Annotated in this window: 26 protein-coding genes and 1 other annotated feature; of the genes, 5 read left to right on the top strand and 21 right to left on the bottom strand. The window is 45.0% G+C overall.

Features of this window, described 5'->3' with window-relative positions; translation table 11 throughout:
• Window position 1 precedes the first annotated feature (1 nt).
• From BVI01S_RS14170 to BVI01S_RS22975, 3 genes are all read right to left on the bottom strand, one after another.
• A complete protein-coding gene (locus BVI01S_RS14170; protein ID WP_244886943.1) occupies window positions 2-685 on the bottom strand; it encodes an HAD family hydrolase in 684 nt (227 codons plus the stop codon).
• 111 nt (window positions 686-796) lie between these two features.
• On the bottom strand, window positions 797-3,889 hold the full coding sequence (gene ileS / locus BVI01S_RS14165) for an isoleucine--tRNA ligase (RefSeq protein ID WP_061810691.1): 3,093 nt from the start codon (window positions 3,887-3,889) through the stop codon (window positions 797-799).
• Between the two features lie 49 nt (window positions 3,890-3,938).
• Window positions 3,939-4,196 (bottom strand) — a binding site (T-box leader).
• A gap of 272 nt (window positions 4,197-4,468) precedes the next feature.
• A complete protein-coding gene (locus BVI01S_RS22975) occupies window positions 4,469-4,558 on the bottom strand; it encodes a putative holin-like toxin (RefSeq protein ID WP_219927342.1) in 90 nt (29 codons plus the stop codon).
• Between the two features lie 317 nt (window positions 4,559-4,875).
• Between BVI01S_RS22975 and BVI01S_RS22570 the strand changes: the two genes are divergently transcribed.
• Window positions 4,876-5,028 (top strand): hypothetical protein, encoded by a 153-nt coding sequence (locus BVI01S_RS22570; RefSeq protein WP_156477336.1) that lies wholly within the window; start codon window positions 4,876-4,878, stop codon window positions 5,026-5,028.
• Window positions 5,029-5,436: 408 nt separating this feature from the next.
• On the opposite strand, the gene BVI01S_RS14160 is transcribed toward BVI01S_RS22570, so the two are convergent.
• From BVI01S_RS14160 to BVI01S_RS14095, 14 genes are all read right to left on the bottom strand, one after another.
• On the bottom strand, window positions 5,437-6,513 hold the full coding sequence (locus tag BVI01S_RS14160; RefSeq protein ID WP_061810690.1) for a DUF3626 domain-containing protein: 1,077 nt from the start codon (window positions 6,511-6,513) through the stop codon (window positions 5,437-5,439).
• Between the two features lie 36 nt (window positions 6,514-6,549).
• On the bottom strand, window positions 6,550-6,897 hold the full coding sequence (locus tag BVI01S_RS14155; RefSeq protein WP_061810688.1) for a VOC family protein: 348 nt from the start codon (window positions 6,895-6,897) through the stop codon (window positions 6,550-6,552).
• Between the two features lie 29 nt (window positions 6,898-6,926).
• A complete protein-coding gene (locus BVI01S_RS14150) occupies window positions 6,927-7,331 on the bottom strand; it encodes a hypothetical protein (RefSeq protein ID WP_061810687.1) in 405 nt (134 codons plus the stop codon).
• A gap of 80 nt (window positions 7,332-7,411) precedes the next feature.
• Window positions 7,412-7,759, bottom strand: a complete 348-nt coding sequence (locus BVI01S_RS14145) for a YciI family protein (RefSeq protein WP_061810686.1) — start codon at window positions 7,757-7,759, stop codon at window positions 7,412-7,414.
• A 34-nt stretch (window positions 7,760-7,793) separates the two neighbouring features.
• Complete coding sequence (locus tag BVI01S_RS14140) at window positions 7,794-8,258, bottom strand: DUF3291 domain-containing protein (protein ID WP_034756259.1); 465 nt, start codon at window positions 8,256-8,258, stop codon at window positions 7,794-7,796.
• A gap of 275 nt (window positions 8,259-8,533) precedes the next feature.
• Window positions 8,534-9,283 carry an ABC transporter permease gene (locus tag BVI01S_RS14135; RefSeq protein WP_061810685.1) on the bottom strand — a complete coding sequence of 250 codons (750 nt, stop codon included), beginning with the start codon at window positions 9,281-9,283 and terminating at the stop codon, window positions 8,534-8,536.
• Entirely contained in the window at window positions 9,273-10,046 is a 774-nt protein-coding gene (locus tag BVI01S_RS14130; protein ID WP_061810683.1) for an ABC transporter ATP-binding protein, read from the bottom strand. The genes BVI01S_RS14135 and BVI01S_RS14130 overlap by 11 nt, the downstream gene beginning before the upstream one ends.
• 139 nt (window positions 10,047-10,185) lie before the next feature.
• Entirely contained in the window at window positions 10,186-10,530 is a 345-nt protein-coding gene (locus BVI01S_RS14125) for a DUF1048 domain-containing protein (RefSeq protein WP_061810682.1), read from the bottom strand.
• Window position 10,531: 1 nt separating this feature from the next.
• Complete coding sequence (locus BVI01S_RS14120; RefSeq protein WP_034756248.1) at window positions 10,532-10,870, bottom strand: PadR family transcriptional regulator; 339 nt, start codon at window positions 10,868-10,870, stop codon at window positions 10,532-10,534.
• 138 nt (window positions 10,871-11,008) lie between these two features.
• Window positions 11,009-11,437, bottom strand: a complete 429-nt coding sequence (locus BVI01S_RS14115; RefSeq protein WP_034756246.1) for an SMI1/KNR4 family protein — start codon at window positions 11,435-11,437, stop codon at window positions 11,009-11,011.
• A 22-nt stretch (window positions 11,438-11,459) separates the two neighbouring features.
• A complete protein-coding gene (locus BVI01S_RS14110; protein WP_156477335.1) occupies window positions 11,460-11,957 on the bottom strand; it encodes a hypothetical protein in 498 nt (165 codons plus the stop codon).
• Window positions 11,958-12,000: 43 nt separating this feature from the next.
• Window positions 12,001-12,666, bottom strand: a complete 666-nt coding sequence (locus tag BVI01S_RS14105) for a Type 1 glutamine amidotransferase-like domain-containing protein (protein WP_061810680.1) — start codon at window positions 12,664-12,666, stop codon at window positions 12,001-12,003.
• 199 nt (window positions 12,667-12,865) lie between these two features.
• Complete coding sequence (locus BVI01S_RS14100; RefSeq protein ID WP_369690889.1) at window positions 12,866-13,336, bottom strand: NUDIX hydrolase; 471 nt, start codon at window positions 13,334-13,336, stop codon at window positions 12,866-12,868.
• Window positions 13,337-13,398: 62 nt separating this feature from the next.
• Window positions 13,399-14,370: a quinone oxidoreductase family protein gene (locus tag BVI01S_RS14095; RefSeq protein WP_061810678.1), complete on the bottom strand. Its 972-nt coding sequence runs from the start codon at window positions 14,368-14,370 to the stop codon at window positions 13,399-13,401.
• A 159-nt stretch (window positions 14,371-14,529) separates the two neighbouring features.
• Here BVI01S_RS14095 and BVI01S_RS14090 point away from each other — a divergent pair, with 159 nt between their 5' ends.
• A complete protein-coding gene (locus tag BVI01S_RS14090) occupies window positions 14,530-14,961 on the top strand; it encodes a MarR family winged helix-turn-helix transcriptional regulator (RefSeq protein WP_034756232.1) in 432 nt (143 codons plus the stop codon).
• Window positions 14,962-15,029: 68 nt separating this feature from the next.
• The gene (locus BVI01S_RS14085; RefSeq protein ID WP_061810677.1) at window positions 15,030-15,683 is read left to right on the top strand and encodes an SDR family NAD(P)-dependent oxidoreductase; all 654 of its coding nucleotides are present in this window, start codon (window positions 15,030-15,032) and stop codon (window positions 15,681-15,683) included.
• A 42-nt stretch (window positions 15,684-15,725) separates the two neighbouring features.
• On the opposite strand, the gene BVI01S_RS14080 is transcribed toward BVI01S_RS14085, so the two are convergent.
• Both BVI01S_RS14080 and BVI01S_RS22765 read right to left on the bottom strand, forming a co-directional pair.
• Window positions 15,726-16,823, bottom strand: coding sequence for a flavin monoamine oxidase family protein (locus BVI01S_RS14080; protein ID WP_061810676.1), 1,098 nt, complete (start codon window positions 16,821-16,823; stop codon window positions 15,726-15,728).
• Between the two features lie 132 nt (window positions 16,824-16,955).
• Window positions 16,956-17,108 carry a hypothetical protein gene (locus tag BVI01S_RS22765; protein WP_167562120.1) on the bottom strand — a complete coding sequence of 51 codons (153 nt, stop codon included), beginning with the start codon at window positions 17,106-17,108 and terminating at the stop codon, window positions 16,956-16,958.
• 108 nt (window positions 17,109-17,216) lie between these two features.
• Here BVI01S_RS22765 and BVI01S_RS14075 point away from each other — a divergent pair, with 108 nt between their 5' ends.
• Window positions 17,217-17,669, top strand: coding sequence for a universal stress protein (locus BVI01S_RS14075; RefSeq protein ID WP_034756224.1), 453 nt, complete (start codon window positions 17,217-17,219; stop codon window positions 17,667-17,669).
• Between the two features lie 77 nt (window positions 17,670-17,746).
• Here the strand turns inward: BVI01S_RS14075 and argH are convergent, their stop codons facing one another.
• Complete coding sequence (gene argH, locus BVI01S_RS14070; RefSeq protein ID WP_061810674.1) at window positions 17,747-19,141, bottom strand: argininosuccinate lyase; 1,395 nt, start codon at window positions 19,139-19,141, stop codon at window positions 17,747-17,749.
• Window positions 19,138-20,349 (bottom strand): argininosuccinate synthase, encoded by a 1,212-nt coding sequence (locus BVI01S_RS14065; protein ID WP_061810673.1) that lies wholly within the window; start codon window positions 20,347-20,349, stop codon window positions 19,138-19,140. The genes argH and BVI01S_RS14065 overlap by 4 nt, the downstream gene beginning before the upstream one ends.
• Before the next feature lie 211 nt (window positions 20,350-20,560).
• Between BVI01S_RS14065 and BVI01S_RS14060 the strand changes: the two genes are divergently transcribed.
• On the top strand, window positions 20,561-20,872 hold the full coding sequence (locus BVI01S_RS14060) for a hypothetical protein (protein WP_061810672.1): 312 nt from the start codon (window positions 20,561-20,563) through the stop codon (window positions 20,870-20,872).
• The last annotated feature ends 13 nt before the right edge of the window (window positions 20,873-20,885 follow it).

Genomic DNA, 20,885 nt, shown 5'->3' with positions numbered 1-20,885 from the left:
ATCAAGTGAATTGTTTAGGAGAAAGATAATGTAACAGTTCATCCAACGATTGAATCTCTTCATCTGGCTTTATATTAGAATCGTTTTCCATTCCACTTGGATTGAACCATATACCCTTAAGACCAGCACATTGTGGCCCACCCACATCCAGCTCCAGATTATCCCCGACGAATAATGCGTCTTCAGGCTGGACTTGAAGCTTATTAAGCGCCAATTGGAATATGCGTTGATCCGGTTTCTCCAATCCGACTTCCTCGGAAATCAAGATAACATCAAAACATTTATGTAAACCGGAATTCATGATCTTTGCGTTTTGTCTATGTACGGTGCCGTTTGTGATGATGGCCACTTTCATATGCTCCTGGACCCTCTTCACTAGATTAACGGTATGCTCACTAATCGAAAAACATTGTGGGAATTGTTGATTCCAGAATTCTTGAGGCTCCGGCAACCGGTATACCGGTGGGAATTCATCAAAGAAAGAATGGAATACAGCTGTTTTATCACTGACGCCATAACCATGATGATCATACTCCTTGAACTTACGCAGCATCTCCGTTTTCAACATATCCTCTACATTCCCATAACACTCTTTCAACATGATATGAAATATGTTATCCACTGCCTGATTTCGATCGAGTAACGTATCGTCTAAATCAAATAGCATAGCTTTGTAATTCTTCATACCTAATCACACCCTTCTTACTACCAATTATTTCAAATTATATCCAGTTACTCAAGAAAAATCTCCCTTAAAAAAGGGCTCACCCTGGTTTTGGGTAAGCCCTTGGTTGCATTACACTCCTACAAAGATCCCTAATCGATCTCCATCCAAATCGACTGTCTTCATGCTTTCTCGTTTCTCAAACGTCATGCTCTTGATCAAGAGACTGCCCTGCAGTAAATCTTCAAATTGCTCCACTACCTCTTTCATCGAATCATCCACATCCAACACCAGATGCACGCGCTGTTCCACCGGCAGATTCAATTCTTTACGGTATTGCTGGACGGCACGAACCAACTCACGGGCTTTCCCTTCTTTCCGCAGATCTTCCGTGATGGTTGTATCCAGGAATACACTAAACTGAGAGTTTGAAGCCATTTCCAATCCTTGATGGGTTTTTTGATGAACAATGAGATCTTCTGTCTCGACTGAAACCTTTTCTCCTGCTGGAGATTCAAAGTCAACATACCCTTGTTCCACAACCTTCTTCGCTTCTTCAGAAGATAACGTTTGTAAATGCTTCTGAGCGACACCTACGAGTTTTCCGAGTTTCGGACCGGCAGTCGGGAAATTCAGCTTCACTTCATACTGTACGGAATCTCCTGCGGTGTCCTGTAGTTGAACACTCTTCACGTTGATTTCATCTTTGATGATGTATTCATACTTCCAGAGAGATTCTGTATCTTGTTTTGAACCAACCACCGTAAGCTCGGATAGGGGCTGCTTCGTTTTGATGCTAGTCATATTCCGGGCGGAACGGGCAAGCTCGACGACTTGCAGCACATGGTCCATTTCCAGTTCAAGTGCCGGGTTGATCTCATCCTGTTCAGCATTCGGGAAGTCAGCCAGATGCACGCTTTCACCTGTCAGGTTCATATGGATATCTTCTGCGATGAACGGCGTGAACGGTGCCAGCAACCTGCTCACACTGACCAATACCCGATGTAACGTGTGGTACGCCGCCAGTTTATCTTCATTCAGCCCTTCACTCCAGAACCGTTCACGGGACCGGCGGATATACCAGTTACTCACCTGGTCCACCAGGATGGATAACTCTCTTGCTCCTGCCGTAAAGTCATATCCATCCAAATGCTCCGTTACCTTTGTTACCACTGTATTCAATCGTGATACCATCCACTGATCAAGCAGAGAAGGCATTCCGGCTTCATGTTTTTCAGGATCGAAACCGTCGATCACCGCATACAGGGTGTAAAAGGAATGAACGTTATTCAGCGTGTCCACAAGCTTCGACTTCGCCTGACTGACGACGTTTTCCGAGAAGCGCTTATTATTCCAAGGAGCACTGTCTGCAAGCAATGCCCATCTGAGAGCATCTGCGCCAAACTTATCAACGAGTTCCATTGGATTCATGACGTTCCCTTTACTCTTGGACATCTTCCGGCCGTCTTCATCGAGGATGTGCCCGAGTGATAAGACCCGCTTATACGGCGCTTTCCCTGTAAAGAGCGACGAAACTGTCAACAGGCTGTAGAACCATCCCCTCGTCTGGTCCACTCCCTCCGCGATTACATCCGCCGGGAATTGTTGTTGGAATAACTCTTCATTCTCGAATGGGTAATGATACTGGGCAAATGGCATCGATCCGCTGTCGAACCAGACATCGATGACTTCCTTTGTTCTCTTCATTTCACGAGAACAGGACGGGCATTCCACGGTCACTTCGTCCACATACGGTTTATGAAGCTCAAGACCTTCACTCCATCCGCTTACCGCATGTTCTTTCAACTCCTGAACACTTCCCGGTACGAACTGATGATCACAATCTCCGCATACCCACACGTTCAACGGCGTACCCCAGTAGCGGTTCCTGCCCAGGTTCCAATCGACCATATTGTCGAGGAATTTCCCGAAGCGTCCCTCCTTCATATGATCCGGGTACCACTCGACGGATTGGTTGTTCTTGATGATCGTGTCTTTTACGGCCGTTGTCTTGATGAACCATCCTTCCATCGCGTAATAGATAAGCGGTGAGTCACAGCGCCAGCAGTGGGGATAGCTGTGTTCATACTTTTCTTTAGAAAACAGAAGGTTGCTGTCTGCCAGCATCTTGATGATCTTCACATCGCTGTCCTTAGTGAACTCCCCTTGGAGAGCCTTGAAATCACTGGTGTAACAACCCTTCTCATCCACGATATTGATGAAATCCAATCCGCTTTCTTTGATGGCATTGTAATCATCTTCCCCGTGTGCAGGAGCCAGATGAACGATCCCGGTTCCACTGTCGTCGGTTACAAATTCTGCCGAGATCACTTCATGCCCGCGCTCAAGTGTAAGATTGTCGAATGGCGGTTGATACGAAACCCCAACAAAGTCGTGTCCTTTATGCTCACTGACCACTTCAACGTCTTCTCCCAGCACCTTATTCAAAAGGTTTTTCGCAAGGATATACGTCTCATCTCCACGCCTTGCTTTCACGTAATCTACGTCTTCATGGACGGCAAGGGCCACATTTGACGGAAGCGTCCACGGTGTCGTTGTCCAGCCGAGAAAGTACTCATTCTCGCTTCCTTCCACTTTGAATTTAGCCGTCGCGGAAAGATCTTTTACATCCTTATATCCTTGGGCTACCTCATGGGAACTGAGGGGCGTTTGGCAGCTCGGGCAGTATGGAACGACCCGATGCCCCTGATAGAGCAAACCTTTTTCATGGATTTTCGAAAGGATGTGCCAGACACTTTCGATATAATCATTTTGAAGGGTCACATAAGGATCATCCATATCCACCCAGTATCCGATCGCTTCGGTGAACGTCCGCCACTGCCTCTCATAATCGAACACACTCTTTTTACATTCCTCAATGAACTTCTCTACCCCGTATTCCTCGATTTCCTGTTTACCGGAGACACCGATTTTCTTTTCAACACCGAGTTCCACCGGTAGTCCGTGGGTATCCCATCCAGCCTTACGTTTCACTTGATACCCGCGCATCGTTTGATACCTGGCGACGAAATCCTTGATCACACGTCCGAGGACATGCCCGGCATGCGGAAGTCCGTTGGCCGTCGGGGGACCTTCATAGAAGACAAAGGTCTTTTCCCCTTCCCGGTTTGCCACTGACTTTTCAAAAATATGATTCGAATTCCAGAAATCCTGGATCCGCTGCTCTCTTTCGATTGACTTTTCGTTTACATTGACCTTCTCCATGTCATCACACCTTCTTTTATATAACTAAAAAAACCCGCCCCTAACCTAAGTTAGGGACGAGTTTGTAACCCGCGATACCACCCTGATTCTGCCCATAAACCCGACTTCCGAGTTTACGTGACAGCGCTCATTCAACGTACAATCATACGCGTTCCTTGTAACGGCGGAAACCCGTCAAAGCTTAAAGTACCTTCAGCTTTGCTTCTCGGAGAGGATATTCAATATGATCTGAACGTTGACTTCCACCAATTCGCCAACTCTCTGTAGAACAGACTCCATACCTACTCGTTCTCGTCATGGAATGTAAGTGTTATGTTACAATTAATCTATACGAAACAGGTTAATTTTGTCAATACTTTATTTTATTCTTGGCGGAAAATGATTCATTTATTCACTATTCTTTACTAACGAATCACATTATGTATATAATAAAAGTAGTTAAGTACACTAAAAAAGGAGCCCTGACGGCAATCAGGACTCCTCCACAACATAAACTGCATGGAAAGTGCAGCGGCTCACTCAGAGTCAATCGAAACAGAAGTAATCATCAATGATCCTCATGAGCGGTGGGGACGATGGTTACTTCTTTTTTTGTGTAACCGCGACAATTGCTACAATCAATGTTCCAAAGGCAATCATAATCTGCAATACATCTCCTACAGCAATCATTAGCGTATCACCTCCCTTCACTCGGGAGTGTGAGCCGCTACCCCATCTTCCGTATTATGTTGTGTCCTTCCATTATATCACAGACGAACGTCCGTTTGCTCCCTTTCAAATGGACCAGTTCAAAAATTTAGTTCGGTTCGATTCATACATTCTTAGAAGAATAATTTATGATGAATTTCATCGTAGACCTGTGTTTTCATGACAAAACTCAATCTTAATCGCCTTTTAGTAATAAGTAGGAATGTTTTATAGTAATAAAGTAATGGTAAAATATACACCGTTCACTGAGAATGGATCGTCTTCTTCAAGGAGAGAAAATGAAATATAATCTCGGCGATATTGTAGAATACGAAGATGAGTTGTACACCATATTCTGGATCTATGATTCTGAATATGTGGAATTGGATTCGGATGAGAGGAAATGTGTATTGGCAAAGGCGGAAGAACTACGGTTAGTAAAGGCAAAGTAAAATTTCCCTCTTCATGGGATAGGTAAGCAAAGACGATCTATCTCAGTGTACCTTCTTTATATTCCAGTATCTCACGATGATTTTTAAAGAATTCCCCACCTGATATTACTATTTTCAACAGTATGGACTTTGACAGGATTCAAATTAAATTTCGATTGTTGATAGAATTCCGCCTCATAGACTTTGCAAGGACTGGCCCACAGACTATAAGGGCCAGTCCTGACTTATTTACAGGATACACTCCAATGAAAAGATAGAAAGGTCTTTTCTACAATTGGAGTTTTATCTTTTTTGATACAAGACTGGTCGGCATGACGAAAAGAGTATTCATTTGATAGAACACAGATCAATATCATACTGAAAGATATTGCAGTCACGGATGTTTTTTTCACCTTAAATCCACCTCAATCACTTCTCCATCGGTCTTCCGTACTTAACAAGGACATGCCACATTAGCTTCAGTTCCTGCAGTACAGCTTCATAAGTACCCCGATCACTCCAGGAATCAGGATCTCTTCTCAAACTTATGACGGCTGATCCGATTATGTGGGCATCAATCCTATCTTTATAAGCGATCCGCTTTGCCAGGGACGGCATGGCTGGTCCCCTGAAATCAGAAGGGACATCCTTTACATGAAGGACAAAACCCATATGCCATTTAAGATTGATGGAATACTTGGAGCACATTTGCTCCAGGGTTTCACCAACAGTCGTGTCCTTAAAGGAAGGGTCGGCAACCAGCACTTCCACATCTTCTTTCAGGGAAATGGGACCATGAACCTGTGATTCTATGTAATGATTCAAATTTCGAGTCGCCAAGCTTTCTTTCCTGCCATGTTCAAGATGATGCAATACATGTTGCATAAACCTCGTCGGTGTCAAATCCTTTTCTCCAAGTGCAAAATCCCTTAAAAACATTTCTTCCAAAAGCGCGGCCAGGATCATATCAAATTCTTGATACGTCCCCTTCTCAAATGGGTTTTGGTGCGAGTCCAGATATGTAAAGGTCGCTCGTGATGAAACGTTAGGGGATAACAAAAAGTAGCATGAGCCGAACCGCGGAGAAGGCCCATCCGGATGCAGCATCAAATTCAATGCCCCGTACTTTGGCCGTTCGCTCATCAATGTACCGTCCGATTGGTAAGCTCCTCCAAACATATTCTCTTCCCACCTATCCCGGTCACCACCTGAATGGGGGGACACCTTTCCATTCGATATGAATGTTTCAAACTGACTCTTATATTCCCCATGTTCGAGCAGGGACTGGGCAACGTTCTTCATAGTGGAAGCCGGTCGATCCGGATGGAAGTGCAAACCGATCTGTGCGTAAGTTTTAATATGATTCACTGCCTGTTCAAACACCTCACGTGAAATATTGGACATGTTCAGAATATGTTGAATGGTAGCCCTCGCATCCGCTTTATTCTTACGGGCATAGGCAGTAAAATAATCGATTGCCTGACGCTGTGACGGTGTTAACCCCATAAAGATCCGACCCTTCTAACCGTATGATTTCAACCATTATTTCTCCCATAGCTCAATCAGTCTGCCTTCAGGATCTTTAATCCAAATAAACTGACCGAATTCACTCACTTCTTTTTCCTTTGCAAGGGATACACCCACCCGTTCAAGATGTTCCATCGTTTCGTTAAGATCATGTACCTGGAAATTCAACATCACCTGTTGTTCTGTCGGGAAATAGGGGTCATCTTCTTTAAAGAAAGAAAAGATCGTTTCATTTTCCGGATCAGGTTTAATCATGGTTCCGTTCCAATCCCCCATTTCAATCTTCAACACTTCACCGTACCATTTCTTTAAAGCATCCAGGTTTTTCGTTCTCCAGAAGATTCCTCCGAATCCTTTTATCATCTAAAATCGCTCCCTTTTGTTTTTCTGCATTATTTTATCCGTTCTTCTATTTCTCTTATAACCATCCATTTTCCATTCACTAATCTCCAATTTTCAATTGTAAATAACCGTGCTAATACTTCCTCTTCTTTTACAATTAATTGTTCATAGAAAACCACTGCATTCTCGCTACTCCTTAATCGAATGACTCTGTTTTCAAACCTTTTTTCTGCCCCTGAAAAATGGCTGACCGATTGTTTCATACCATCCATAGCTTCTAATTTGTTAAAAAAAATGGGTCTATCACTTCCACTATTAAAAAATGCTACATAGTAATCCTCTGTCATTCTTTCAACGGAAGAGGTGTCACCCGAACTCATCGCATGACTCCAATCCCTGATAAATTCATCGTGCATTTTGGTAAAGGCATTATAGCGGGTTTGCAAGTCATGCATTTAAAAACCTTCTTTCTTCTTTTCTATTTACAAGTCAATTGTTCACTAGATTAATCATCTTTTCCCTTCTGTTCTGTTACTTAGAAGACTTGACGCAATTCCACCTGTTCTTCCCCATACCCTTGAGGGTCCGGCACCCGCATGGCCCACTCGATGGCTTCTTCCCTCGATTTCACATCGATCAGGAAGAACCCCGCCACTAACCCGTCGACTTCAAATGGACCCTCGGTTACAACCGGCTCACCACCTGTTTTCGGGTACGATACGCGGATACCGTCAGAGCTTGGATGAAGTCCTTTTGCCATCACCCGTACGCCTGCTTCCACTAAATCCTCATTGTACTTTGTCATGGCTTCCATGAGCTCGGGGCTCGGAGGATTTCCGGCTTCCGAGTTTCTTGAGGCTTTGACGATCATCATAAACAACATAGAAACTTCCTCCTTCCGGAATTTCTCTCTATCTTCACTTCAGAATACACGGTTTTCCACTCTCATCAAATGCTTTCTTTAAATCAAACGCAAAAGGAGTAGCATGATGTTCAAGATAATAATGGTATCTCGTAAAAGCTTCCTCCCATGAGACATCCTTGACCTTCTCTGTCCACCAGACTACATACGAAGAACGCTTCCCATCATCAGGCTCCATCCATTTGTTCCTGTTCCGCAGTGCCTGACTGTGCTTCCCCGCATATGTAAAGCGATATAAGGATTGCAGGCTATTCCATACCGTTAATGTCAGGACGGGGTAACCACTTCCATCTCCTTCTTCAGGTAACGAAACACCGTCTGATGAAAACTCTTCGATAAGATGTCCTGCTACGTAAGCCTGACGCATCACTCTTTGTCCAACGTCATAAAATTCTCGAGATGCCGGATGATCATACGGGTGAGCTAACCTGCCAACAGTATAAATTGAAACGAATGCCATACACATTCCTCCCATAATAGTCTTTGTTCAGATTTATTCATGTGGATCAAAATCTAAACCAAATACCATACTAATGGTATTCCATTCCCATCAAGATACTTCCTCCATTTAGCGTAAAAAACTATGAAAACATTAACCTGGATCACAACAAAAAGAAGACACAAAAGTCCATTTGGCTACTATTTAGTAGTGCCTCGCTCTCTTGTGTCCACCTGCATCCTGGAAGTTATATAGGTTCTCCATCAGCAACTCTCATTTTCCTGCTTCTTCAATGCTCATCCTAACTGGCGATTAAATATCTTACTGGCAATGAAATAAGTAATGACCATGATACCGATACACCAGGCAAGCGAGGTCCAGATTTCACTGCCGACCGTCCCTCCATACAAAAGGGCACGAATCGCATTCACGATCGAAGTCACAGGCTGGTTCTCTGCGAACACCCGCACAACGGTTGGCATCGTTTCCGTTGGGACAAAGGCCGAACTTATGAATGGTAGGAAAATCAGTGGATAGGAGTATGCCGTCGCGCCTTCCATCGAGTCTGCCGTCAATCCCGGAATAACCGCAAGCCATGTCAACGCAAGCGTAAACAGTACCAGTATTCCTGCTACCGCTAACCACTCCAACATATCAGCACCAGAACGAAAGCCCATCAACAGCGCAACGAGAATGACGACCATAACGGCAAGCAGATTCGATACAAGGGAAGTCAACACGTGTGCCCATAAAATCGATGAGCGTTTAATCGGCATCGTAATAAAACGCGACATCAGCCCGCTCTTCGCATCCGTAAAGAGCCGGTGCGATGTATAAGCGACACCTGAAGCAATCGTAATCAGCAGAATTCCAGGTAACAAATAATTCACGTAGCTCTCCGTCCCTGTCTCAATGGCACCGCCAAATACATAAACAAACAACAGTAGCATCATAATCGGAGTAATGGCAACCGTGATAATCGTATCAGGGCTCCGTAAAATGCCACGCATCAGCCGTCCAAATAATACCCCTGTATTACTGTTCATTTTCATTTCCTCCTTTTTTGCCAATGAACGCGAGGAAGATTTCCTCCAGCGTCGGCTGCTTCTCGATATACTCCACTTTCGCAGGCGGGAACATTTCCTTCAGTTCAGTAAGGGTACCCGTCTTAATGATTTCCCCTCCATGGAGGATGGCGATGCGGTCCGCCAGCTGTTCCGCTTCCTCCAGGTACTGGGTCGTCAGCAAGATGGTCGTTCCGCCAACGGCAAGCTCCTTGACGGTTTCCCAGACTTCCATCCGGGCTTCCGGGTCAAGCCCTGTCGTCGGCTCATCGAGAAAGATAACTGGAGGCGCACCAATCAAGCTCATAGCGACATCAAGCCGGCGCTTCATCCCGCCGGAATACGTATCTGCACGCCTGTCGGCCGCGTCAGTCAGACTGAAACGTGTCAGGAGATCTTCTGCGATTTTGGACGGATTGGATACTCCCCGTAACTTCCCAATCATGATCAGATTTTCTCTTCCTGTCTGGATACCATCCAAGGCAGCAAACTGTCCTGTCAGACTGATGCTTCGACGAACCTGATCCGGTTGATGCTGTACATCAAAGTTGCATACACTCCCCTTACCACTATCCGCCTTTAACAGCGTCGAAAGAATATTAACGATCGTTGTCTTACCCGCCCCATTGGAACCGAGAAGGGCGAATATCTCCCCGCGCTGCACCTCAAAATCCACTCCCTTTAGGACTTCCTTGTCTTTGAACGATTTTTTCAATCCTTTTACTGAAATCGTTGCATGACTCATGTTTTTTTCCTCCCTTTATTTTAAAAGCTACTTAGTGTTACCGGTAATCAGTATTACTTACTACCGTGGTAAAAAAACAACTGAATAGTCTTGGTTCAGTCTTTTCCAACCGCCATTCAGTCGATATCACTTAATGGATTCACTTTTTCCCACGGCCGATCGTATCGTTCAACTTCGCCCGGTGCTTGTCACTCCACTTTTCCGAGTCTTTCACCAGTTCATCACAGAAAGCGGCTACGTCCTCACCCGTGAGGTCAGTGACTTCCCTGCCTTCTGCTGCCCCTTCCTCGAACAGATCCAAAATGCCATTAAACACACGGCTCGTGTCTTTCCAGTCGGTCATACCTCCAGCTGTCCACATATATTTTTGGATCGCCTTGTAGGCATTGAGGTACTCACTTGGCAATGTCTTCGCACGGGCTTCCATCGCACGCCATTCACGCTTGTCAGCAAAACTTCCCGTAATCTTTTCAATAAATTTCATTTTATCCTCTCCTTATCATTTCTTTTGTTTTAAGTTCATTCATCTTGCTTGAAAGAAATTCCCATTTCCCCCAGAAAATCTTGAGCTTCTCCTGCCCCGCTTCATTCAGGGTGTAAAATTTCCTCGGAGGCCCTACAGAGCTTTTCTTCTTTTCAATATTCACCAGATTGTTTTTCTCAAGGCGCATGGTAATGGTATATACCGTGCCTTCCACTACATCCGTGAAACCAAGTTCTCTCAGCTGCTGCGTGATCTCGTACCCATACGTTTCGCCACGGCTGATGATTTCAAGGACACAGCCCTCCAGAACCCCTTTCAGCATTTCTGTTAAGTTTTCCAAATGTTCACCCCCTATTTTACACTACGTACTAAGTAATACTAACTACCACTATATAGTATGACGAAGTAGTGGTTTTGTCAACCCAATTTATAAAAGCTGAAGATGAATAATTCGATCTTCAGCTTTTGCCGTAAATATTTAAACCGTCAATTTGCCAGTAATCCACCCTTTAATAAACTCCTTTAATGATGCTGCCACTACCCTTCGACTGCCATCTTCATGGTTCCAAATGTAAATATCCTCAGACTCTATTTTTCCGTTTACAGTCAGATATCCAAATAAATCACCATTGCCAGCATCGGAGAAAAATAACAAAGAATATCTATCACCACTTTGTTGATGAGCCACCCTACAAAGTACATTTTCCCTGACCATCTGTTCTGTTGACCAAATAAATGAAATTCCATAGTCACCATAAACCCCATTCGTCTCGTTGTATAATTGGGCAAGTCTCACCGGCAGTTCAACCTTTACTATATCTTTGACTGCAATCATTTCAAGTTCAGTTGCTGGTGCTTTAAACTGACATTCTTCCGATATACTACATAGATACATTCTCCACTTCATTTATGCTTACCACCTGGAATATTCATTGAAAAGACTCTGCCATTTGAATCAGCTGTGTTTTACTCACTTCTTTTGGGGTTAATTTAGGGTAATACGTCACTTCATAATACAGGTCATCTCTCCAGCTAAGGACTCTTCTCCCGGCGATATCCGGAATGAAATCACCATAAATATCGTGTCCGATTTTCACTCTTTCAATCTTATCTGCTTCATACTCTGGTTTTGATGAGGAAATTCGGATATCCATCATATTGATATCAGCGTTTAATAACGACATTTCTGCTTCACGCTGATCTTCTCCGACAGTAAAACCGGTCACTTTCATTTCAGCAAATGGAACCTGTGTTGGCGTCTTGAATTCAAATGTCATTTGGCTTGCTTTTGGGGTGTAATGTAGATCGTACATCCTGTCACGGAGCTCTGACCAGATAAATAGTATGGTCAGAATGGAAGCAACTACTATTACAGAGTATAATCGTTTTCGTTTAGTTACGTTCAAAAATCCTATACTGTTAATCATTAACCCACCTTATATGTTTATATTTTTGAAGAGGTATCAACCCTTATGAAAACAGTCTCCAATTCCCCTCCGAAATAACTTCCACTTCACCATCGATCACCTTGATGGCTGTCTGATCATCAATGGCATACGATGGTCCCTTTATTCCTCTGGCCCATTTCTCTGCATCAGCCATCGTATTTTCAGGCAGCATCTCGTGGTCCAGATGGGGGAATATCGAAAAATCAACCATTCCGAGCACTTCATCTTCGCCGTTCGGAGGATTCCAGCCAACAAAGTCTTCTCCGACGACAGGCGCCATCACCATACTCCCTGCACTCATTCCCACATAGACTGCATCCAACGACGGCAAAAGATCTGCAAGTCCGCATTGTCGCATCCAATGAGCCAAATAGAGAGCGTCACCGCCAGATACGAGAAAGACATCCGTCTCTTTAACGAGTGGTACCCAGCGTTCTTTATGGATGCTTGGCAACGCTGTTAGTTCCAGTACGCCGACAGACTTCCATCCCAAATCCACCATGGGATTCTCTGAATTTCCGCTGATGAACTCCCACGTTCTGACGCCGGGACCGACCCAGGGGTGTCCGTACATGGCGGTGGGGATGCATAGGGCAGTGCAATCGGCGATCGGTTTATCGAGCATCGCAACCAATGCTTCGTGTATGCTTTTGTTATTGACGCCTGCTGATGTGAGCAGTAATTTCATGATTTCATTTCCTTAGTGTAGTCAATCACTCTGAATCCTTTGTTTTTATTATAAAATTTAAACACTCAATCCAGAGCAGCTTGTTACATATGGAATTCAACAAAAATAGCCGTTTATCCTTTTTCGATAAACGACCATGTTTATTTACCATCAGCTGTTGCTCAGTTGCTTCAGTTGTAAGTAGAGCATAAACCGAAGATTAAACACCTTTTCTATAATGTTTAGATAAAAATTCATCCACTATCACTTTATGGCTTTTAACCATATTGGTTGGTAGTTCATCAGGATAAAAGAACTCACACGTAATCGATTCGGATGGATCGATGTTCAATTCCCCTTCATACCTCTCCGAATAATAGGCAACCGTTACGACGTAAAACTCATCATCATTTTCTGCCTTTACATAGTGCTCCGGTCCTGAATACACATTGATTAAATGAAGTTCATCGACTCGCAATCCCGTTTCCTCATATACTTCTCTTCTCGCAACCTCTTTAGTGGATTCCCCAAGTTCCATCAGTCCGCCCGCAATTCCCCAGACACCTTTCGGATACGTACGCTGTTGAAGCAGTAACCTTCCCATTTCATCCACAATAACCGTCACTGCCCCTACAAATAGTAATGGCCTGTGACCCACGATTTCCCTCAGTTCTTCTATGTATCCCATCATCTAGACTCCTTTTCATGCTATTTTAGCTTGCAGATCCCCGGGTCTCTCCCTTGTAAAATGCTTTACTTACTTGCTTTAATCAATACCTTCCCCTCATACTCCCGACTCTCAATCAAATCATGAGCCTGTTTGGCTTCACTTAAATCGAATACCTTGGCAATGGGGAGCGTTACTTTGCCGGTTGCAAATAGCTCAATCACTCTTTCAGCAGCAGGAGCCAACATGTCCGGACGATGCTTCCTCGTTGTCCCCAGGCTGAACCCTTTTACATTTCGGCAGGAGGAATGTACATCGCTCGTCTTGAAATGTCCCGCACTGCCGCTACTGTTGCCGAATTGAACAAGGGTTCCGTATAGACCCAGGCAGTCCATACTCGCCGTCGTGACTTCTCCGGCCACGGAATCAAAAATGACTTGCGCACCCCTTCCATTCGTCATTTGAAGCACTTCTTCTGAAAACGTGTCGTATGTACACACAAGATCTGCTCCTAACCTTTTTACATAGTCACCCTTGCTCAAGTTGCCGACCGTTGCAATGACTGTCTTAACCCCGGCAAGCTTCGCGAATTGAACGAGCATGGAACCGACTCCCCCGGCCCCGCTATGGACAACGATTGTATCGCTATTCTTCACCTGGCCTATTTCGTGTAACAGGATATGGGACAGGATCGAAACGGTAGGCATGGCTGCCGCCTGCTCAAAAGAAAGACTCTCAGGAATCTTGAACGTCAATTGTTTATGTGCTTTCACATATTCTGCGTAAGAACCGCCTATAGGAAACGCAATGACGCGGTCCCCGGCTGAAAAAACGGAAGATTCCCCTGCTTCCACAACAGTCCCAGCTGCATCGAGACCAAGTGTGAAAGGAAATCGCCCCTTTCCTTTTTTGCCCTTCCTTGATTTAATATCTGCATAGTTCACACTCGTATATGCCGTTTTAATCAACACTTCATCTTCGCTAATAATTGGAGTCTCCACTTCCGCTAATTGAAGCACATGGGAATCCCCAAATTCATGTTGAATCAATGCTTTCATTCCAACACCCCTTTTCCACTATCTCCTTTTTATTTTAATGTAAAAGTCTGGTATCCGTATAATAGAAAAACTGAAAGGAGCATCATAACTGCCGCTTATGTTGACATAGCGGTATCGCTTGTGTTAATTTGTATGTGCAAATGAAAGGATGTTGACCTTATGAATCAAGAAGAAGATGTTCTGATTCACTGCTTATATTTCACGGCAAGCCGTTTTTCCCGCAGCATCACCAAGCTTGCTGAAAAACACCTGGATGCCGGGGGACTTGCTCCATCCTACTTTTATATGATCATGGTTATTCACTTTAAGCCTGGAATTACACAGAAAGAGCTATGTCAAAAGCTGGCCATTGCTCCTTCAACCAGTACACGTTTCATTGATAAACTGGAAAAGCGAAACATCGTTGTTCGCAAAATGTCCGGTAAGCAAACCTTCATTTCATTAACGGAAGAAGGGGAAGAATTGTACCGCGAATTCCGCGTGTCAATCAAAGAAATGTTCCAGGATTATTCCGAGACACTCGGGAAGGATTTCAGCCTGGATTTAAGTAAGATGCTGCATGAAGCAAGTCTAAAGCTTGAAAAAGAGTGAGAATTGTTGCGCTCTTTTTTTTACCTTTTCATTTGCATATACAAATATAAAAATCGGAGGAATACATTATGAATAAAACGATTGTCATTATTGGAGCTGGTAAAGGTATTAGCTATGAGACGGCGAAGAATTTTGGATTGAAAGGTTACAAGGTGGCACTCATTTCTCGTACCCTCTCTTCACTGCAGAAGCTTGAAAGTGATTTAGCGGCGCATGGTATCACAGCAAAAGGATTTCAAGGTGATGTTTCATCCGAATCGTCCATGAAAAAGGCTATTGCTGAAGTAAGAGCTGCATTTGGTGATGAAATCGAGGTCCTGTTGTATAATGCAGCGTCCATCCGACCTGGACAACCGACTGCGATCAGCGTGGAGGATTTCGTTTATGACTTTAAAGTGAACGTGGCAGGTGCACTGGTCGCCGTTCAGGAAATCATTCCTTCCATGAAAAAAGACTCAGGATCCATTCTTTTGACAGGTGGAGGACTTTCGCTTTATCCAAGTGCAGACGTTGCTTCATTATCGGTCGGAAAAGCGGGCTTGAGAAACCTCGCTTACAGCCTGAATCAGGAACTGACGCCGAAAGGAATCTATGTCGGGACTTTGACCATTAATGGTTTTGTTCAGGAAGACACTTATTTCTCGGGGGATAAGATTGCCGGGGCTCTATTCAAGATGCATGAGGATAAAGGGGATGTTGAGGTTGTGTACGAAGAGGCATAACAGATCAAGAGCCATCACAGGGTTTATGTGATGGCTCTCTCTTTATTTATATGGGTTCTCCAGTAATCTGGAAACCGTACGCTCAGCCGACCGGAGAGCACCTTCGAGATGACCGCCACTTTCGGCTGCTGTTTCGGTTCCGGCAAATAGGATTTTCCTTTCCCACACACCTGCATGCCCAAGTGGACCATATTCAGGAAAATTCATAAGCGGTTCAGCATCTTCTTTTACCGCAGTATGTGGGTCATCTGACCAGTCCTTGTACAGAAGGGAGATTGGCGAACCCGCCTGCTCACCGAATAAGCGTTTCAGCTGTTCCAGGACAAGTTCCACTATTTTATCCTCACCCAGCTCCCTGCGCGTTGCAGCCGGCATCCCGAAGAATCCAAACAAAGCACCTGCCCCTTTATCTGGTGAAGCGTCATGTATTTCCTGAAGGGGACCTGCCCAGCTCGTTACCTGACCCGAAAGATCATCCTTCCGCCAGAAAGGCCGTTCATAAATGGCTATTGCCTTTGCCTGTCCCGCCATCCAAGTCGGCATTTCAAGCATGCTTTGGATAAGGGCTTCCGGAAGAGAAGGTGAGAATGAAAGATGTCGTGCCACAAGTCGTGGTGGCATGGCAAGAATCACAGCTTCTGCCTTCCATTCCTTCTTCCCGCCTTGCTCATCAGCTTCGACCGTGATGTCGCCACCGTTATCCATCCTGATTGTTTTTACGGTTGTATTCAACTGAACAGTACCGGGCGGAAGAGTATCATGGACGGCATCAATGAGTGCCTCCACACCGCCATGCAGCCTGAAAGATCTTTGTACAGCCCCTTCCGGTAACACATGCCGTTCGGGAACAGTATTTTCTGACTGGTCATAGAGAAGGGCTCCTTCCGTATGCTGCAGGAACGTCTGTAAACCGAGCTCCTTTACAAGACGTGTGATGAGCGGCTCATAGTCAGGCCAGAACCACGTCGGTCCGAGGTCCACTTTCCCAAGGTCCGTCCCTCCGATGGTCTCGCTCATGACTCTCCCTCCGATTCTTCCCCGGGCTTCAAGGACCACACTCTCAACGCCTTGCGTGTGGAGAAGGGAAGCGGCCCTGAGACCGCTCAGGCCTGCCCCGACAATGATCACAGGTTTCTTCATGCCGTGACCTCCTATTCTCTTTATAATATAAAGTATTGTAGCAGAAGGGACGGACCTTTTCATTCAGGGGAGCTTAAGCCATAAAAAAGAGCTTGCAGAAACATTAACTTTCTCTGCAAGCTTTTCCTTTACCTACTCTTCATATTGTTCGTTTTCATACGTACCATACTGACCATTCTCCGTATCGATGACACCGCTCGTATATGAATCCATGATCTGCTGACTTACCTGCTGGTTCGCATTTTCATCATATGTGAACTGCTCTTTCGGATCTCTCTTCTTCATGGTGATTCCCCCTTAAAAATAAGTAGTCGATTCTCCTTTATTGTTCGAAAATTGGCTACAGATATAAGTGGGAAAATATAGTATGATGAATGTAAGGAGGGGATCACAATGAGTTTAAAATATCACAACATATTAGTAGCTGTAGATGGATCCAGGGAAGCAGAATGGGCCTTCAAAAAAGCGATTGCCATCGCCAAACGGAACGACGCCGTTCTTTCCCTGATCCACGTCATCGACACCCGCTCTTTCGCGGCCATCGAATCCTACGACCGCACTGTGGGAGAAAGAGCCATCAAGTATGCTGAAGAATTATTAAACGAGTACAAAGAAGAAGCGGGGAAAGCCGGATTGACCAAAGTCAAAACCTATGTCGAATACGGCTCCCCGAAAGTGATCATCCCAAGAGAAGCAAACAAAAACGTCAAAGCAGACCTCATCATATGCGGAGCCACCGGCCTCAACGCCGTCGAACGCTTCCTCATCGGCAGCGTCTCCGAACACATCACCCGGGCTGCCCACTGCGACGTACTGGTTGTCAGAACGGAAGAAGTGGAAGATTGATTTATTATCTTTAATCCATCAAAAAAAGAAAGAAGCGGTTGAGGGAGACTCGTTCACCCCAATCGCTTCTTTTTCTTCTACACAGATTGTTCAACAAAAGCCCCTAACTCAACCTTCCCCTTCCCAATCTGCACCTTCACCTGCTCAAATCCAGTACCACCATACGACTTCCGTCTCTCTACAGCCGAATACGGAGTCAGAATCGAATAAATATCCTCCTCGATCAACGAAGAAAACTCACCATACTCCTCAATCGATACATCCTTCAGATAGCAGCCCTTCTCGATGCAATACAGCACAAGCTTCCCGACGATTTCATGGGCCTGTCTGAACGGAATCCCCTTCGTCGCCAAGTAATCCGCAAGCTCTGTCGCATTGGAAAAATCATTCCCGACCGCTTCCTTCATCTGTTCACTGTTCACCTTCATCGTCGAAATCATGCCCGTAAAGATCTTAAGTGATCCCACGACGGTCTTCACCGTATCGAACATGCCTTCCTTGTCTTCCTGCATGTCCTTGTTGTATGCAAGGGGCAGACCTTTCAACACAGTGAGAAGAGAAATGAGATTTCCATTCACTCTGCCCGTCTTCCCTCTGACAAGCTCCGCCATATCCGGATTCTTCTTCTGCGGCATGATGCTGCTTCCAGTCGTGAAACTGTCATCGAGCTCGATGAATCGAAACTCTTCCGTGGACCACAGGATCATCTCTTCCGCAAGGCGGGAAAGATGGGTCATCATGATCGAGCTGTTGCTCAGGAATTCCAGGATGAAATCACGGTCACTTACGGCATCGAGACTATTTTCATAGCACGAACCGAAACCAAGAAGCTCAGCTGAATATTCCCTGTCGATGGGGAATGTCGTCCCTGCCAGTGCACCTGCTCCCAATGGGGAGATATCGATTCTTTTCAGGGAATCAGCGAGTCGCTCCTTATCACGGTTCAGCATCCAGAAATAACACATCAGATGATGAGCGAACGAAATCGGCTGGGCACGCTGCAGATGAGTGTATCCCGGAATGATCGTTTCTACGTTGTCCTCCGCCTGGACTATGATCGCTTCCTGAAGTTCCTCAACGAGCTTGACGATTTCTTCCACACGTCTTTTTAAAAAGAGATGCATGTCTGTCGCCACCTGGTCGTTACGGCTTCTGCCCGTGTGGAGCTTGCCGCCGACCTCACCGATTAAATCGATCAGATGCTTCTCCAGATTCAAATGAATGTCCTCATACTCAACGGAAAACTGAAGCTCATTCTTTTCAGCTTTTCCATACAGCACATGGAGGCCATCGAGGATCTGATCGGATTCACTATCTGTCAGGATCCCGCACTTTTTCAACATTTTCACATGGGCGATGCTGCCTTCAATGTCCTCCAGTACGAGCTCCTGGTCGAATGAGATGGATGCATTGAATTCATCCACCCACTCTTCCGGCTTCTTGGTGAAACGTCCTCCCCACAGCTTACTCATAGAGTGACTTTCTCTTTCTTCTCAGCGTTGACCATGGAAGACACCTTCGTCGGCAGACCCCATAGTTGAATGAATCCAATGGCAGCATCATGATCGAATTCATCCGCTTTTGTGTACGTTGCAAGGTTTTCATCATACAGGGAATTCGGTGATTTTCTTCCTTCGACGATGGCATGGCCTTTGAATAATTTCACGCGTACGACACCATTTACATACACTTGCGTTTGATCAAGGAAGGCCTTCAACGCTTTATTTAATGGAGAGAACCAAAGTCCCTCATAAATTAATTCGGTCATTTTTTTCTCGATCACCGGTTTGAAATGGGCAACTTCTTTCACCAATGTCAGGTCTTCCAGTTCCTTATGAGCTTTTAACAGGGTCATGGCAGCCGGACATTCGTAGACTTCACGTGACTTGATCCCCACAAGACGGTTTTCCACATGATCGATACGGCCGACTCCGTGCTTACCGGCCAGCACATTCAGTTTCGCAATGATTTCATCAAGAGGATATGCCACTTGATTCAGTTCAACAGGCACGCCTTTTGAGAACGTGATTTCAACTACATCCGCTTCATTTGGCGATTCTTCGATGCTTGATGTTAGATCGTATGCATCTTCCGGTGGTGCAGCCCAAGGATTTTCCAGCACCCCGCACTCATTGCTTCTACCCCAAAGATTCTGGTCGATGCTGTATGGTGAATCAAGATTGATGGGAATCGGAATCCCCTTGTCTTTCGCATATTCAATTTCCTCTTCACGTGACCATTTCCATTCACGAACCGGGGCGATTACTTCTAAATTTGGATTTAATGCCGCGATGGACACCTCGAATCTAACCTGGTCATTACCTTTCCCCGTGCAGCCATGTGCCACTGCCGTTGCGTTTTCCTGTTCGGCAATTTCTACAAGTTTTTTTGCAATCAACGGTCTTGATAGAGCGGACACCAGTGGGTATTTTCCTTCGTAAAGTGCATGACTTTGCAAAGCGATAAGCGCGTAATCATTTGCGAACTCTTCTTTGGCGTCGATCACATAGCTTTTAGACGCTCCAACCGTCAATGCTTTTTCCTGTACAAAATCAAGGTCCTTTCCTTCCCCGACATCCAGGCAGCATGCAATGACTTCGTATCCTTTTTCTTTTAACCATTGAACTGCAACCGACGTATCCAAACCACCTGAGTAGGCTAATACCACTTTTTTATTCATCCGTATCTCCTCCTGTTGATTTTCTATATTAATGAATATTTATTCTTTAAGATGAATTTATATTAGCAGTTTCCGAGGGATACATCAATACTTATTCATAAATTTGTATAATTATTTTATGGACAATTGGTGACATACCCTTCGTACTGGGCTTCACGCAGAATTTATTGTAGGATGAAAGAAGAATGAAATGTGAGGAGCATGCAGATAGATGAGGAACGAATTTTTTTCATATGATTCAAGACTTGGCATCCACCTTCCATTGCAGTTGAAGGAATGGCCGTTGTATTCATCAGAAGAACAGGAAGTGATTCTCCTTGAGTGGGAGCGAGTCCGGGGAACGATTCCAGACCGGATCGGGGAAATTGATGAGAAGATCGAGCGCCTTCAGGATGAACTGGCTGGGGAAGAAGATTTTGAACGGTCCTGCATGATCAATCATGAAATTTCTGAACGGGCTTCGGAAATCAATGATTTATGGCTCTGGTACCGGACCAATCCGGAAAAAACAGAAAGGGAATGATGCGTTGAACACA

Source organism: Rossellomorea vietnamensis NBRC 101237 (assembly GCF_001591825.1).
GTDB classification, from domain to species: Bacteria; Bacillota; Bacilli; order Bacillales; family Bacillaceae_B; genus Rossellomorea; species Rossellomorea vietnamensis.
This window is presented reverse-complemented; position numbering and strand designations above follow the sequence as displayed.

Excerpts from the sequence above, each read along its gene's own strand:
- BVI01S_RS14100 (WP_369690889.1), bottom strand. The coding sequence starts at position 13,336 with ATGATGGGATACATAGAAGAACTGAGGGAAATCGTGGGTCACAGGCCA.
- BVI01S_RS14075 (WP_034756224.1), top strand. The coding sequence starts at position 17,217 with ATGAGTTTAAAATATCACAACATATTAGTAGCTGTAGATGGATCCAGG.
- BVI01S_RS14065 (WP_061810673.1), bottom strand. The coding sequence starts at position 20,349 with ATGAATAAAAAAGTGGTATTAGCCTACTCAGGTGGTTTGGATACGTCG.
- BVI01S_RS14135 (WP_061810685.1), bottom strand. The coding sequence starts at position 9,283 with ATGAACAGTAATACAGGGGTATTATTTGGACGGCTGATGCGTGGCATT.
- BVI01S_RS14060 (WP_061810672.1), top strand. The coding sequence starts at position 20,561 with ATGAGGAACGAATTTTTTTCATATGATTCAAGACTTGGCATCCACCTT.
- BVI01S_RS14140 (WP_034756259.1), bottom strand. The coding sequence starts at position 8,258 with ATGGCATTCGTTTCAATTTATACTGTTGGCAGGTTAGCTCACCCGTAT.
- argH (WP_061810674.1), bottom strand. The coding sequence starts at position 19,141 with ATGAGTAAGCTGTGGGGAGGACGTTTCACCAAGAAGCCGGAAGAGTGG.
- BVI01S_RS14125 (WP_061810682.1), bottom strand. The coding sequence starts at position 10,530 with ATGAAATTTATTGAAAAGATTACGGGAAGTTTTGCTGACAAGCGTGAA.
- BVI01S_RS14130 (WP_061810683.1), bottom strand. The coding sequence starts at position 10,046 with ATGAGTCATGCAACGATTTCAGTAAAAGGATTGAAAAAATCGTTCAAA.
- BVI01S_RS14105 (WP_061810680.1), bottom strand. The coding sequence starts at position 12,666 with ATGAAATTACTGCTCACATCAGCAGGCGTCAATAACAAAAGCATACAC.
- BVI01S_RS22975 (WP_219927342.1), bottom strand. The coding sequence starts at position 4,558 with ATGATTGCTGTAGGAGATGTATTGCAGATTATGATTGCCTTTGGAACA.
- BVI01S_RS22765 (WP_167562120.1), bottom strand. The coding sequence starts at position 17,108 with ATGAAGAAGAGAGATCCGAAAGAGCAGTTCACATATGATGAAAATGCG.
- BVI01S_RS14080 (WP_061810676.1), bottom strand. The coding sequence starts at position 16,823 with ATGAAGAAACCTGTGATCATTGTCGGGGCAGGCCTGAGCGGTCTCAGG.
- BVI01S_RS14160 (WP_061810690.1), bottom strand. The coding sequence starts at position 6,513 with ATGGGGTTAACACCGTCACAGCGTCAGGCAATCGATTATTTTACTGCC.
- BVI01S_RS14085 (WP_061810677.1), top strand. The coding sequence starts at position 15,030 with ATGAATAAAACGATTGTCATTATTGGAGCTGGTAAAGGTATTAGCTAT.
- ileS (WP_061810691.1), bottom strand. The coding sequence starts at position 3,889 with ATGGAGAAGGTCAATGTAAACGAAAAGTCAATCGAAAGAGAGCAGCGG.
- BVI01S_RS14155 (WP_061810688.1), bottom strand. The coding sequence starts at position 6,897 with ATGATAAAAGGATTCGGAGGAATCTTCTGGAGAACGAAAAACCTGGAT.
- BVI01S_RS14110 (WP_156477335.1), bottom strand. The coding sequence starts at position 11,957 with ATGATTAACAGTATAGGATTTTTGAACGTAACTAAACGAAAACGATTA.
- BVI01S_RS14150 (WP_061810687.1), bottom strand. The coding sequence starts at position 7,331 with ATGCATGACTTGCAAACCCGCTATAATGCCTTTACCAAAATGCACGAT.
- BVI01S_RS14145 (WP_061810686.1), bottom strand. The coding sequence starts at position 7,759 with ATGTTGTTTATGATGATCGTCAAAGCCTCAAGAAACTCGGAAGCCGGA.
- BVI01S_RS14115 (WP_034756246.1), bottom strand. The coding sequence starts at position 11,437 with ATGAAGTGGAGAATGTATCTATGTAGTATATCGGAAGAATGTCAGTTT.
- BVI01S_RS22570 (WP_156477336.1), top strand. The coding sequence starts at position 4,876 with ATGAAATATAATCTCGGCGATATTGTAGAATACGAAGATGAGTTGTAC.
- BVI01S_RS14090 (WP_034756232.1), top strand. The coding sequence starts at position 14,530 with ATGAATCAAGAAGAAGATGTTCTGATTCACTGCTTATATTTCACGGCA.
- BVI01S_RS14170 (WP_244886943.1), bottom strand. The coding sequence starts at position 685 with ATGAAGAATTACAAAGCTATGCTATTTGATTTAGACGATACGTTACTC.
- BVI01S_RS14095 (WP_061810678.1), bottom strand. The coding sequence starts at position 14,370 with ATGAAAGCATTGATTCAACATGAATTTGGGGATTCCCATGTGCTTCAA.